This window comes from Polaromonas sp. C04 (genome assembly GCF_002002705.1).
Taxonomy (GTDB): Bacteria; Pseudomonadota; Gammaproteobacteria; order Burkholderiales; family Burkholderiaceae_C; genus Rhodoferax_A.
Genome location: NZ_MUNS01000035.1, coordinates 108,874 through 121,643, shown reverse-complemented (window position 1 = coordinate 121,643; position 12,770 = coordinate 108,874). Strand labels below are relative to the sequence as shown.

Annotated in this window: 12 protein-coding genes and 1 pseudogene; 6 read left to right on the top strand and 7 right to left on the bottom strand. The window is 62.0% G+C overall.

The window, feature by feature from the left end; all coding sequences use genetic code 11:
• The 3 genes and pseudogenes from B0E49_RS14645 to B0E49_RS14635 form a co-directional block, all read left to right on the top strand.
• Positions 1–266: pseudogene (locus B0E49_RS14645) on the top strand (MmgE/PrpD family protein); the annotation flags it as partial.
• 166 nt (positions 267–432) lie between these two features.
• On the top strand, positions 433–1,419 hold the full coding sequence (locus B0E49_RS14640; protein ID WP_077562934.1) for a tripartite tricarboxylate transporter substrate binding protein BugD: 987 nt from the start codon (positions 433–435) through the stop codon (positions 1,417–1,419).
• Between the two features lie 42 nt (positions 1,420–1,461).
• Entirely contained in the window at positions 1,462–3,699 is a 2,238-nt protein-coding gene (locus tag B0E49_RS14635; RefSeq protein ID WP_286138026.1) for a CHASE2 domain-containing protein, read from the top strand.
• A gap of 17 nt (positions 3,700–3,716) precedes the next feature.
• Here the strand turns inward: B0E49_RS14635 and B0E49_RS14630 are convergent, their stop codons facing one another.
• From B0E49_RS14630 to nth, 3 genes are all read right to left on the bottom strand, one after another.
• On the bottom strand, positions 3,717–4,322 hold the full coding sequence (locus B0E49_RS14630; protein WP_077562932.1) for an OmpA family protein: 606 nt from the start codon (positions 4,320–4,322) through the stop codon (positions 3,717–3,719).
• A complete protein-coding gene (locus B0E49_RS14625) occupies positions 4,319–5,026 on the bottom strand; it encodes a FecR family protein (RefSeq protein ID WP_286138025.1) in 708 nt (235 codons plus the stop codon). Before B0E49_RS14625 ends, B0E49_RS14630 begins: the two co-directional genes overlap by 4 nt.
• Before the next feature lie 179 nt (positions 5,027–5,205).
• Entirely contained in the window at positions 5,206–5,844 is a 639-nt protein-coding gene (nth, locus tag B0E49_RS14615; protein ID WP_077562929.1) for an endonuclease III, read from the bottom strand.
• 20 nt (positions 5,845–5,864) lie between these two features.
• Here nth and B0E49_RS14610 point away from each other — a divergent pair, with 20 nt between their 5' ends.
• From B0E49_RS14610 to B0E49_RS14600, 3 genes are all read left to right on the top strand, one after another.
• A complete protein-coding gene (locus B0E49_RS14610; RefSeq protein ID WP_077562950.1) occupies positions 5,865–7,061 on the top strand; it encodes an aminotransferase-like domain-containing protein in 1,197 nt (398 codons plus the stop codon).
• A gap of 109 nt (positions 7,062–7,170) precedes the next feature.
• Complete coding sequence (locus B0E49_RS14605) at positions 7,171–7,764, top strand: BglII/BstYI family type II restriction endonuclease (protein WP_077562949.1); 594 nt, start codon at positions 7,171–7,173, stop codon at positions 7,762–7,764.
• Positions 7,761–8,435: an MT-A70 family methyltransferase gene (locus tag B0E49_RS14600; protein WP_077562928.1), complete on the top strand. Its 675-nt coding sequence runs from the start codon at positions 7,761–7,763 to the stop codon at positions 8,433–8,435. Before B0E49_RS14605 ends, B0E49_RS14600 begins: the two co-directional genes overlap by 4 nt.
• A 106-nt stretch (positions 8,436–8,541) precedes the next feature.
• Here B0E49_RS14600 and msrA read toward each other — a convergent pair whose 3' ends face one another.
• From msrA to ppsA, 4 genes are all read right to left on the bottom strand, one after another.
• Complete coding sequence (gene msrA, locus B0E49_RS14595; RefSeq protein ID WP_502688710.1) at positions 8,542–9,264, bottom strand: peptide-methionine (S)-S-oxide reductase MsrA; 723 nt, start codon at positions 9,262–9,264, stop codon at positions 8,542–8,544.
• A gap of 2 nt (positions 9,265–9,266) precedes the next feature.
• Positions 9,267–9,758, bottom strand: a complete 492-nt coding sequence (gene msrB / locus B0E49_RS14590; protein WP_077562926.1) for a peptide-methionine (R)-S-oxide reductase MsrB — start codon at positions 9,756–9,758, stop codon at positions 9,267–9,269.
• Positions 9,759–9,877: 119 nt separating this feature from the next.
• A complete protein-coding gene (locus B0E49_RS14585; RefSeq protein WP_077562925.1) occupies positions 9,878–10,291 on the bottom strand; it encodes a CBS domain-containing protein in 414 nt (137 codons plus the stop codon).
• Positions 10,288–12,741 (bottom strand): phosphoenolpyruvate synthase, encoded by a 2,454-nt coding sequence (ppsA, locus tag B0E49_RS14580; RefSeq protein WP_077562924.1) that lies wholly within the window; start codon positions 12,739–12,741, stop codon positions 10,288–10,290. The genes B0E49_RS14585 and ppsA overlap by 4 nt, the downstream gene beginning before the upstream one ends.
• Positions 12,742–12,770 lie beyond the last annotated feature (29 nt).

The following is a 12,770-nucleotide window of genomic DNA, read 5'->3' as shown; positions in this document are numbered from 1 at the left end:
CCGAGGTGGACGGCGCCTACCCGCAGCGCTGGATCGGCAAGGTCACGGTCACCACCACGGATGGCCGCGTGCTGCAAGGCCGCGTCGACGAGCCCAAGGGCGACCCCGGCAACACCCTGAGCCGCGAAGAAATCACGGCCAAGGCGCTGCGCCTGGCCTCCTACAGCGGCGCGGCCACGCCGGCTGCGATGCAGGCCGCGCTGGACGATTTGTGGGCCGTGGCCCGCAGTTTGAGGGTGGGCTTGTTGCTGAAAGATGCGGCATGAGCCATCCCCTCGCGCCAGGGCAAGGGATTTTGCCCATTGCCCCCGGCGCAATCCTTCGTCACCATCGCGCGACCTGTGTGAGGCAGGCCGGCGCCACGGTACGGGTTTGTGATCCCGCATCGCGGCCCGATTGATTCATAAACCAATTCATAACGAGGAAGACAACATGATCAAGTTCAAAACCTTGAGGATCGCGGCCGTGGCGGCGCTGGTGCTGGGCGCCCATGCGGCGGCGATCAGCGAGATTGCTTATCCCGAAAAACCCGTGATCCTGGTGGTGCCGTTTGCGGCCGGCGGCCCGACCGATGTGGTGGCCCGGATGATTGCCGTTCCCATGGGCAAGGCCCTGGGGCAAAGCGTGCTGATTGAAAACACGGTGGGCGCCGGCGGCACGATTGCCGCCACCCGGGTGGCGCGCGCCGCACCCAACGGCTACACCATTTTCCTGCACCACATCGGCATGGCCACGGCGCCCGCGCTGTACCGCAAGCTGAGCTTCGACCCTTTGAAAGACTTCGAATACGTCGGTCAGGTGGTTGACGTGCCGATGACGCTGCTGGCACGCAAGGATTTTCCGGCGAACAACTTTGATGAGCTGCTGAGCTATGTAAGGACCAACAAGGACAAGGTCTCCCTCGCCAATGCCGGGCTGGGCGCCGTGTCGCACCTGTGCGGCCTGATGTTCATGAGCCAGATCGGCGTCGAACTCAACACCATTCCCTACAAGGGCACGGGGCCGGCCATGAACGATCTGCTCGGCGGCCAGGTCGACCTGCTGTGCGACCAGACCACGCAAACCATGCCCATGATCAAGGAAGGCCGCCTCAAGGTGTATGGCGTGACCACCCTCAAGCGGCTGGGCTCGCTGCCCAACGTGGCGACGCTGGACGAGCAGGGTTTGAAGGGATTCGAGGTGAAGGCCTGGCACGGCATGTACGCGCCCAAGGGCACGCCGGCGCCGGTGATGGACAAGCTCAACGCCGCGCTGCGCGTGGCGATGCTGGACCCGATGGTCAAGCAGCGCATGAACGATCTGAGCTCCGACATCGTGCCCTCGGACAAAATGACCCCGGCGGGCCTGAGAACCCATCTGGAGGCAGAAATCGGCAAATGGGGACCGGTGATCAAGAAGGCCGGGATCTACGCCGACTGAGCCTGTTTGAGGATCGAGACGGGCGTCAGCCGGCGCCCGTCTGTGAGTCGCCTTGGCGCGGGCTTTCGCAGAGAATGCCATTGCATCATGTTTTCAAGACTGCGACTTCACAATCTTCCGGGGGTACTGTCCAACCTCGTCGCGGTAGGGCTCGTGATCGCGATGGCTGTCGCGGCATTGGTATTGCGGCTGGTCGATCCGATTCCATTGCAAAACCTGCGTTTGGCGCAGTTTGACCAGTTGCAGCGTTGGTATCCGCGGGCCTATTCCCCTGTGGGCGTTCGCGTGGTGGACATCGACGAGGCCAGCCTGAAGGAATATGGACAGTGGCCCTGGCCCCGCACGCGTTTGGCAGAGCTGGTCAGCCGTCTGCACTCGGCCGGTGCTGCCGTGGTGGTGTTTGACGTCCTGCTGGCCGAGCCTGATAGAACTTCCCCCGCACGCATGGCGCAGCTCTGGAATGATCCCAAAGTCAGTGCGCTCCTTCAAACCCTGCCCGACAACGACCTGGTGCTTCAGAAAAGCTTCGAGGCGCAAAACGTCGTGCTGGGGTCCAGTTTGGCCCGCAGCGGCCAGCGTGCCGATCCCTTGAATGGTCCCGGCAAACCAGATCTTCCGTACCGGATCATTCACGATGGTGGCGGGGATCCGGCGCGGTGGTTGAATGCGTTCGACTCGATCGTGCTGCCACTGCCCCATCTCATGGTTTCGGCCAAGGGGGTGGGCGCACTCAATTTCGCGTCCGATGCGGATGGCGTGGTGCGCCGGGTCCCCATGCTCGTTCGGTTGGGGAACGACATCGTTCCCAGCCTGAGCGCGGAGGCGTTGCGTGTGGCCCATGGCACCCGCAATTACGTGCTGCGCAGCAACGACGCCGGCATGACGGATGTCCGCATCGGTGATCTGACCGTGCCGACCGACTCCAAGGGGGAAATCTGGCTGTATTACACCCGGCCCCAGCCTGACCGGTACGTTTCCGCTGCGCGGGTGCTCGATGGCCAGGTTGGCAAGGAAAAGCTGGAGGGGGATATCGTCCTGGTGGGCAGTTCGGCCGCCGGACTGATGGATCTACGCTTCAGTCCCATGGGCGGGGTCATGCCGGGCGTGGAGACCCACGCACTGGCTTTGGAGCAAATATTGCTCGGGCAATACCTGGAGCGACCTGCCTGGGTGGGCGGACTGGAGGCGCTGGTGATCGTTCTATGCGCTTTGACGGCCGGTCTGTTCGCGCTGGCTTCGTCCGCCTGGTCGGCCGTCCTCGCGATGCTGGTTGTTTTGGCCGTGATGGTGGCGGGGGGGTGTTATGCATTCGCTGCGCACCATCTCTTGCTGGATGCGATATATCCCGCCCTGGTCGCTGGCTTCGGATTTGCGCTGGGTGGCAGCATTCACCACTGGCTCACCGAGAGGGAGCGACGCTGGGTACGTGAGGCCTTTTCCCGGTATGTTTCCCCGAATCGGGTCGCGCATCTGGTCGCGCACCACGAGCGGCTCCAACTGGGAGGACGGCGCCAGACCTGCAGCTTTGTCTTTACCGATCTGGCCGGCTTTACCAGCATGATGGAAGCGGGAGATCCGGCGCAGGCGGTTGCGCAACTCAATGAATACCTTGACGGGATGGTCGCCATTGTTTTCAAACACGATGGCACGCTCGATCGCATCGTGGGCGATGCCCTGGCAGTCCTTTTTTCTGCACCCGTCCCGCAGCAGGATCACCGGCAGCGCGCCATGGACTGCGCACTCGAGATGGACCGCTTTGCCACGGCGTATGCCCTGCGGCTGAGGGTGTCTGGAGTCGCCTGGGGATACACCCGCATCGGGGTACACACCGGAGAAGTCATCGTCGGAAATTTCGGCGGCAAGACACTGTTCGACTACCGGGCCCTGGGTGATCCGATCAATACCGCTTCACGCCTGGAGAGCGTGAACAAACATCTGGGCACGCGGGTATGTGTTTCCAGGGCGATTCTGGACGGGTGCACCGGGGTTCCTGCACGCCTCGTCGGGTTCCTGGTCCTCAAGGGCAAAGTCCAGCCACTGGAGGTGTATGAACCCCTGGCAGCCACCAACGCCGAATTGACCGCGCCGGCCGCGGATTATGCGGCCGGCATGCGTTTGCTGCGCCCGCTGGACCCTCCAGACCCGGACAGTGCCGGCCTGGCACTGGCGCATTTCGAATTGCTCATTCAAAAATACCCGCATGACCCGCTGGTGAGCCTGCACCTGGCGCGCCTGCGTTCAGGCGCGCAGGATGACCTCATCGTGATGCAAGAGAAATAAAGTGCGGGCCCGGAAGGTCACCGTATCGTTATTTCGACGCGGCGGTTGCGGGGTTCGGCAACTCCCATGGGGGTTGGAACCAGCAGGTTTCGCAGACCTTGCGATTCAACGGAGAGCTCCATGTTTTCGAGCCCCAAATGCCTTAATTTCTCTGCGATGGCTTTGGCTCGTTTGAGTCCAAGTAGATAGTTGAAAGAGGCGCTTTCCAAGGTGTCGGTATGCCCGATCACGGAAATGTCAGCGGTCTTGCGTGCGCGTGCGCGGTCCAGGATGCGAGGCAGCTCCTTTTTTGACTCGGCTGTTAAATTGCTGGTGCCCAGGTCAAAGAACAGCATGTAATGCTCTGGCAGGAGCGGTCGGGCTGCAACAGCAGCGCCGAAATCCCGCGCGATTTGTGTCTGCGGGACGTCAAAGGCCGCTTTGCTCCCATCCAGCAAGACGCCTTGATCGGCTTGCGAAACGACTTGCTCTCCGCGTTGACTCCGAACGATCACACTGCCAACAGTCCCATCGGGATTCGGCAACAAGACGATGTAGGAACTTGGCGGGCTGACACAAGCGGCCAGCGATGCAGCCATGGCCAGAACGGCTGCGATCTTGCCAATGGAGCAGAACCCTTTCACCTGGCTGGTTCCACCTGCAGGAGAAACTGGGTTCCCCTGACGCCAATGATGCCCGAGGGCGTCTTGATGGCCACCGCCTCGGGCTTGAGTTTGGCAATGAGGCCGGAAACATAATTCAGCGAGCCTTTGGCCATTTCCGTCACCAGTCCCAACCGCCCCTGTGCCGGTGCGTAAATGTATTCATCCACGTTCATTTCGGTATCGGGCCCAAATGACATGACCGTGTCGTCCTTGAAAGTCACACCGAGGGATGCTCCCGGTTGGGTCTTGATCTGGCTTCCAATCATCACGGCAGTCCCCAGCTCTGCTTTCACGCGCTGGCCCATGGTCGTGATCCAGGCATCACCGGTCACGGTTTTCACATAGCCTACTGGCTCTTGTTGCGCCTGTGCCAGGCACGACAGCAGGGTGAGGGCACAGGCAGAAATCGTTTTAAAAAAACATGCGTACAGCTTCATATCTCTGCCCGCTTCGTCCTGGCGCAGCGCCGAAACTCGATGAAAATTGGGTGTGCCGGCTCTGCCATGGCGCCGCGAGTTGACTCCTTCTGTCGGCAAAAGTCGATAAAAGAGGACACACGCATTTTTTGCGCCAGAAAAAATAGTGTTTGCTGACAAGCTATTGCAATCAGGGCCATTTTTGTGCGTAAAGAAAGTCGACAGACTTTCTGCTCGATGGTGCGGCGCAACAGCCGGGCGACCCATTTCCCGGTATCCCGTCCTGGCTGCAGCCTTATACCGACAAAGTCACAACGGCTCAGCAAGCCGTTCTGCATGCAATGGAAGCGCTTCGACAGCATCGCCCGGCAGGGCCACGCTAAGGATGAAAACGGGTGCCAGCCGTCGCCCGTTATGGGCCGTCAGCTATTGATTTAATAGTAACCTCAAGGCGCCGGTGTCTTGGGTGCATAGTCGCAAAACTGCGCCACGCCGCAGCGCCAGCATTGCGGCTTGCGCGCCACGCACACATAGCGGCCGAGCAAGATCAGCCAGTGGTGCGCGTCCACCAGATATTCGGGCGGCACGCGCTTCATGAGCTGCATCTCCACCTCATAGGGCGTCTTGCCCGGTGCCAGGCCGGTACGGTTTGCGACGCGAAAGATGTGCGTATCCACCGCCATCGTGGGCTCGCCAAACGCCACGTTCAACACCACGTTGGCCGTCTTGCGGCCCACGCCGGGCAGGGCCCCCAGCGCCTCGCGCGTGCGCGGCACCACGCCGCCGTGCTGCGCCACGAGGATGCGGCAGGTCTCCATCAGGTGTTTGGCCTTGCTGCGGAACAGGCCGATGGTCTTGATGTAGCCCTCCAGGCCGTCCAAACCGAGGTCCAGGATTTTCTGCGGCGTGTTGGCCACCGCAAACAGCCGGCGCGTCGCCTTGTTCACCCCCACGTCGGTGGCCTGCGCCGACAGCAGCACGGCAGTGAGCAGCTCGAACACGCTCGTATACTCCAATTCGGTATTGGGCTGGGGATTGGCCGCCTTCAACGCGGCAAAAAACGGCTCGATGTTTTCTTTCTTCATGGACGGATTTTCCCATGCCCCTGCCATTTGCCGATCGACTCAATAACGTCGAAACCTCCGCCATCCGCGAACTCTTCAAGCTGCTGGGCAAGCCCGGCATCATTTCGTTCGCGGGCGGCTTTCCGGACAGCGCCATGTTCGACGTGGAAGGCATCAAGGAAGCCGTCAATGCGGCGCTGACCCAGGACCCTGGCGCCGCGCTGCAATACGGCGCCACAGAAGGCTACAACCCGCTGCGCGAACAGCTCGCCGCCTTCATGGCCGGCAAGGGCGTGAAGGACCTCGCGCCCGAGGGCCTGATCGTCACCACCGGCAGCCAGCAGGCGCTGGACCTGATCGGCAAGACCCTGATCGGCCCCGGCGACAAGGTGATCGTGGAAGCGCCGACTTTTCTTGCCACCATCCAGTGCTTTCGCCTGTATGGCGCGGACGTCATCAGCGCACCGATCGACGCGAACGGCGTGCAGACCGATGTGCTGGAAAAACTCATGGCCGAGCACAAGCCGAAATTCGTCTATCTGATTCCCACCTTCGGCAACCCCAGCGGGGCCCTGCTGGGCCTGGAGCGCCGCAAAAAGGTGCTGGAACTCGCCGTCAAATACCAGACGCTGATCGTCGAAGACGATCCGTATGGCGACCTGTACTTCAACGCAGCGCCGCCGCCCAGCATCCTGGCGCTCAGCAGCCAGGTCCCCGGCAGCCGCGACTGGCTGGCGCACTGCGGCACCATGAGCAAGGTGCTGAGCCCCGGCCTGCGCGTGGGCTGGATGGTGGCGCCGCCCGAGCTGCTGGCCAAGGCCACCATGTGCAAGCAGTTCAGCGATGCCCACACCAGCACCTTCGCCCAGGCCACCGCCGCGCAATACCTCAAGGCCGGCCGCATGCCCGCCACGCTGGCGCATGTGCGCAAGGTGTACGCCGAGCGCGCCCAGGCCATGGGCAACGCGCTGCGCAAGGACCTGGGCGACGCCATCGAGTTCGTGCAGCCGCAGGGCGGCCTGTTCGTCTGGGCGCGCCTGACGGGCGCGGGCGGCAAGGTGAAGGATGGCAACGAACTGGCCCGGCGCGCGATCGAGAAGGGCGTGGCCTTTGTGCCGGGTGCGCCGTTTTATGCGAACAACCCTGATCTATCGACCCTGCGACTTAGCTTTGCGACGGCGGATGTGGGGAAGATCGAGGAAGGGATTGGGCGGTTGGGGCAGGCGGTGCACGCCTGATTTTGGTAAGTGCATCACGCGAGCCATTCGTTATAGACATGTGATGCTGGACCTTCCTCCAGATTCAGATATCATCTTTGGATAACTGGATCTTTCAACAGTATTGTTCATGAGTATTGACCTTTTGCCGCTGTTTATCCGCCAAAACTACGAGGTTCAGGAGTGGAAACATGCTTGTGCCATCCTTCGTCAAGATTTTCCGGACCAATGGAAGGACCTGTGTGAATTGCTTATCCAGTTCCGTCTTCAAAAGAGCTGGATTACCGTTGGCGGCGGACGAAAAAGCAAGGTTTCTGAAAATATTGATACTTTCCTGTATGACCGTGGGTGGGTCGAAAAGCAATTTGATACTCAAATCATGGTCGATGGAGTGCCCAGTCAGTCACCTACCCACAAGATCGACTGCTTCAAAAATCGTGTTGCGGTGGAAATTGAGTGGAACAACAAGGATCCGTTCTTCGATCGGGATCTGAACAACTTTCGTCTTCTGTTTGACCTGCGGGCCGTGAGCGTCGGTGTCATCATTACCCGGACCGACGCGTTGCAGAAAATTTTTGATGATTTGGGACGTGGCTCGAGCTACGGTGCTTCAACCACTCATATGGGCAAGCTTCTACCGCGCATCAATGGTGGCAGCGGGGGTGGCTGCCCGATATTGGTTCTTGGCATCAGCAAACAACTCTACGTGCAGGACATACCATGATTTCACAAACTTCGCCGCAGTCTGCAGCCGATGATTTTGCGCAACGGATTGGAGGGAAGAAGTTTGCAACAATCCTCGCCGATCCGCCTTGGCAATTCCAGAACCGTACTGGCAAGGTGGCCCCGGAACACCGAAGGCTCAACCGATACGGCACGATGACGTTGGACGATATCAAGGCTTTGCCGGTCGCCAATGCTTCAGCGGACACGGCGCACCTCTACCTTTGGGTTCCAAATGCACTGTTGCCGGAAGGCTTGGCTGTGATGATGGCGTGGGGGTTCCAGTACAAGTCAAACATCGTATGGCACAAGGTACGTAAAGATGGTGGCCCAGATGGCAGGGGTGTCGGCTTTTACTTCCGAAACACCACTGAGCTGGTGCTGTTTGGCGTGAGGGGAAAAAACGCTCGTACTCTGGCGCCGGGGCGTCGGCAAGTGAATATTCTCCGAACGCAAAAACGAGAACATTCGCGCAAGCCAGACGAACTCTATGACATTGTGGAGGCGTGTAGCCCGGGCGCGTATCTTGAAATGTTTGCACGAGGTTCGCGAAACGGCTGGGCCACATGGGGAAACCAGGCTGATGACTACGCGCCAGATTGGCCGACCTACAAGAACCATTCAGCCTCCGGCCGTATTGATGCAGGCATTACCCAACTTGACTTGGTCTGATCTCTCAATTGGGTGAGTGTCTGCATGTAGACTGCCGCAGTTACCGCTCTATGCGTTGTACGAAAGAAAACTGGCGTGCGTTGGGTGTGTCCACGCCATCCAAACTCTAATTCCTGACCTCGGACACCAGCACCGGCTTGTCCCGATACAACTCCGGCATCATGGTTTTAAGGTTGGCAATCTTCGGCAGATCAAACGTCGCGATGTAAGGTGAATTCGGGTGCAGCGTGGCGTAGTCCTGATGGTAGGTCTCGGCGGGGTAGAAGGCGAGCGGGGGCGTGAGCGCCGTGAGCTGCGTCACGATCTTGCGGGGGAATACCTTGGCGGCGTCCAGTTGCGCGATGTAGCGCTCGGCCACCTGCTTCTGGCTGGCGTTCTCGTAAAAAATGGCGGAGCGGTACTGCGTGCCCGAGTCCGGGCCCTGGCGGTTCAGCGTGGTCGGGTCGTGCGCCACCGAGAAATAAATCTGCAGCAGCTTGCCGTAGGAAATCTGTTTGGGGTCGTACGTGACCTGCACCGATTCGGCATGACCCGTGGTGCCGGTGCTCACAATTTCATAGCTGGCGGTCGGCTTGCTGCCTCCGGCGTAGCCCGATACGGCGTCCAGTACGCCCTTGGTGTGCTGAAAGACGCCCTGCACGCCCCAGAAGCAGCCGCCGGCAAACACGGCGGTCTCACGAGTCGCTTGGGCGTTGGCCGGCATGTCGAACGCCGGCGCGGGCAGCCTGACGGCGCTTTCTGCTGCGGCGCTGCGCATGCCGCCGCCCATGTAAACCCAGGCAGACATGGCGAGCACGCCGCCGACGATGAGAAGGAGTGAATTACGCATGGTCATGCCGCCTTGAAGTTCAGGGCCAGACCGTTCATGCAGTAGCGCAGTCCGGTGGGCTTGGGGCCGTCGTCGAACACATGGCCCAGGTGCCCGCCGCAGCGGCGGCACAGCACTTCGGTCCGCTTCATGAACAGGCTGGTGTCGCTTTGTTCCACCACGGCATGGTCCAGGGGCTGCCAGAAGCTGGGCCAGCCGGTGCCGCTGTCGAATTTGGTGGCGGACGAGAACAGCGGCAGGGCGCAGCCCGCGCAGCTGAACACGCCGGCGCGCTTTTCCTTGTCCAGCGGGCTGCTGAAAGGCCGCTCCGTGCCGGCCTGGCGCAGGATATGGTACTGGTCGGGCGTGAGCAGTTTTCGCCATTCGGCGTCGGTGTGCGTCACCTCGAAGGCTTGCGCCGCATACGCGCGGGTGCTCGACCACAGGCCGCGCGCACCCGCCAGAACGCCGGTCAAAGCGCCAAGGCCTAACAGAATATTTCTTCGGCTCTTCATGGGGCTTCCTTTCGCTTGAGCCATTGTGGCTTCAAGGATTGGTCGGCGCGGCCGGGCGTTTCTTACAGTTGCGACGCGAGCAGGGGCAATCGGGGCCGCTCGGTGCGGCGCAACGGCGCTCAGTTCCCGCTTTCCTGATCGGGCGCGGCGGCGCCTTCGGCCGCGAAGCGGCGCACGAAGTCGAGCGACGAGACAACCCCTTGCAGCAAGCCCCCTTCCATCACCACCACATGGTGAATCCCGTGCGTTGCCATCATCGAGGCCACGCTGCTGGCGTCGGCGTCAGGCGTCACCGTTACCGGCTTGTAGGTGCAGAGCTCCCAGGCGCAGACCTGTTTCGCGTCGCGCCGTGTGGCGTGGAACTGCAGCAGGTCGGAGGCGCTGATGACGCCCACGATGGCGCCACCCGGGTCCTGTACCGGCACCCATGACAGACCTTTTTCCGCCACCAGACGCTCGACCACTTCGATGCTGTCGTCCATGCTGGCGGTCCATACGCTGCGCTGCATCATGGACGAGATGGGTGTTTTCATGATGTTTCCTTCGCGAATGAGTCGTTCACGCCGCGCGCGGGGCGCCCGAGTTCCCGTTCCACCGCCAACACGTCGCGGGTGGTCCGCAGGAAGGTGTCCGGGGTCACGCTCATGGAGTCGATGCCGAGTTCCACCAGGTAACGCGCGATCTCTGGATAATCCGACGGCGCCTGGCCACAGATCCCGACGTGGCGCTGGTTGCGCTTGGCGCCGGCGATGGTCTGGCGGATCATCTCCTTGACGCCCTCGTCGCGTTCGTCGAAGTCGAACGCCACAATCTCTGAATCCCGGTCCACACCCAGCACGAGCTGGGTCAGGTCGTTGGAGCCGATCGAAAAACCGTCGAACAGCCGGGCGAAGGCGTCGATCTGGATCACGTTGTTGGGAATCTCGCACATCACGTAGATCTCCAGCCCGTTGACCCCGCGGCGCAGCCCTTGCGCCGCCATGGCGTCCAGCACCCGCCGGCCTTCCTCCACACGGCGGCAGAACGGAATCATGAGCCGCACGTTGTCCAGGCCCATCTCCTCGCGCACGCGTTTCATGGCCGCGCATTCGAGCTCGAACCCGCGCGCGTAGGCCGGATGTGAATAACGCGATGCGCCGCGAAAACCGATCATCGGGTTGGATTCCGCCGGCTCGAACCAGCTCCCGCCGAGCAGGCTGGCATATTCATTGGTCTTGAAGTCGGACATGCGCACGATCACCGGCTTCGGATAAAAGGCCGCCGCGATGGTTCCCACGCCCTCGGACAACTGGCGCACGAAATAGTCCTGCGGGCGGGCATAACCCCGCGTCAGACGCTCGATCTGCGCGCGTACGGCTTCATCTGCAACCTTTTCCGGGTGCACCAGCGCCATCGGATGCACCTTGATGTCCTCGGCAATGATGAATTCCATACGCGCCAGTCCGACGCCGTCAGTCGGCAGCGACGCAGTCTGGAAAGCCAGGTCCGGGTTACCCAGGTTGACCATGAGGTGCGTGCGCGGGCGGGCCAGGGACGAGACGTCGGTGCTGGTGCGGGTGAAGGCGATGGCGCCGGCATAGACATGGCCGGTGTTGCCTTCGGCGCACGATACCGTGATCTCCTCGCCGGTGGCGATGCTGCTGGTGGCGCTGGCGCAGCCGACCACGGCAGGGATGCCAAGCTCGCGCGCCACGATTGCCGCATGGCAGGTGCGCCCGCCCCGGTTCGTGACCACGGCAGCGGCGATCTTCAGCACCGTACCCCAGTCCGGCGTGGTGGTGTCGGCGATCAGAACCTCGCCTGGCTGGAACTCGTCAAGCTGTGCCACGTGGGTGATGACGCGCGCCTTTCCGGTCACCACCGACGTGCCGACCGCGCGCCCGCTGACGCGCACTACGCCGCGCGCAGCCAGTTGGTACTCGTGCACCAGGCTCAACGGCTTTTGCGATGCCACCGTTTCCGGACGCGCCTGGACGATGTAGATCTCGCCATCCAGGCCGTCCTTGGCCCACTCGACGTCCATCGGCGTGGGTCGCCCCGCCTCACGGCTGTAGTGGTTCTCGATCGTCACCGCGGCGTCGGCGAGCGTCAGCACTTCGGCGTCGCTGAGGCAGAAACGCTGCTGCTCTTCGAGCGGTGTGGGCACATTGCGCGTCGTGTCGCGCCCGGCCGCCGATGCATACACCATGCGGATTTCCTTGCCGCCGAGCCGACGCCGCAGCACTGCGCGGTGGCCGCTGCGCAGCGTCGGCTTGAAGACGTAGAACTCGTCCGGATCGACCGTTCCCTGGACCACGTTCTCGCCCAGTCCGTAGGCGCCGGTGATGAACACCGCGTCGCGGAACCCGGTCTCGGTATCGAGCGAAAACATGACGCCGCTGGCGGCGCGGTCGGAGCGCACCATCTTCATGACGCCTACCGACAGGAACACCTTGAAATGGTCGAAACCGTGGTCCACGCGGTAGCTGATCGCCCGGTCCTTGAACAGGCTGGCGAAACACTGGCGGACCGAGTCGAGCAGGCGCGCCTCGCCGGCCACGTTGAGATAACTTTCATGCTGGCCCGCGAAACTCGCCGTCGGCAGGTCCTCCGCGGTGGCGGAACTGCGCACCGCCAGGGTGAGCGCGTCGCCGTACTCGTCGCGCAGCTTCCGGTATGCGGCCAGAATCTCGGCCGCCAGGTCGGGGGGTAGCGGGGCGGCCAGGACCACGTCACGGGCGGCCCGGGCACGACGCGCCAGGTCATTGACGTCGCCCACGTCCAGCCCGTCGAGCGCCTGGTGCAGCGCCGGCCAGGCGTTGGCCTGATCGAGCACGGCGCGGTAGGCCTGCACCGTGATGGCGAATCCGTTCGGAACTTTCACGCCTTGCGCCGTGAGCCGGCTGTACATCTCGCCAAGCGAAGCGTTCTTGCCGCCAACCAGGGGTACATCGGCGTCGCCGATCTGATTGAACCAGCGGATGTAGCGGGGAGCGGAATTCATGATGGAGGCCTTGCGGGTTCGGGGGTGGG

Coding starts and splice junctions, on each gene's coding strand:
- B0E49_RS14600 (WP_077562928.1), top strand. CDS start 7,761: ATGATTTCACAAACTTCGCCGCAGTCTGCAGCCGATGATTTTGCGCAA.
- B0E49_RS14585 (WP_077562925.1), bottom strand. CDS start 10,291: ATGAAAACACCCATCTCGTCCATGATGCAGCGCAGCGTATGGACCGCC.
- B0E49_RS14625 (WP_286138025.1), bottom strand. CDS start 5,026: ATGGGTCGCCCGGCTGTTGCGCCGCACCATCGAGCAGAAAGTCTGTCG.
- ppsA (WP_077562924.1), bottom strand. CDS start 12,741: ATGAATTCCGCTCCCCGCTACATCCGCTGGTTCAATCAGATCGGCGAC.
- msrB (WP_077562926.1), bottom strand. CDS start 9,758: ATGAAGAGCCGAAGAAATATTCTGTTAGGCCTTGGCGCTTTGACCGGC.
- msrA (WP_502688710.1), bottom strand. CDS start 9,264: ATGCGTAATTCACTCCTTCTCATCGTCGGCGGCGTGCTCGCCATGTCT.
- B0E49_RS14640 (WP_077562934.1), top strand. CDS start 433: ATGATCAAGTTCAAAACCTTGAGGATCGCGGCCGTGGCGGCGCTGGTG.
- B0E49_RS14605 (WP_077562949.1), top strand. CDS start 7,171: ATGAGTATTGACCTTTTGCCGCTGTTTATCCGCCAAAACTACGAGGTT.
- nth (WP_077562929.1), bottom strand. CDS start 5,844: ATGAAGAAAGAAAACATCGAGCCGTTTTTTGCCGCGTTGAAGGCGGCC.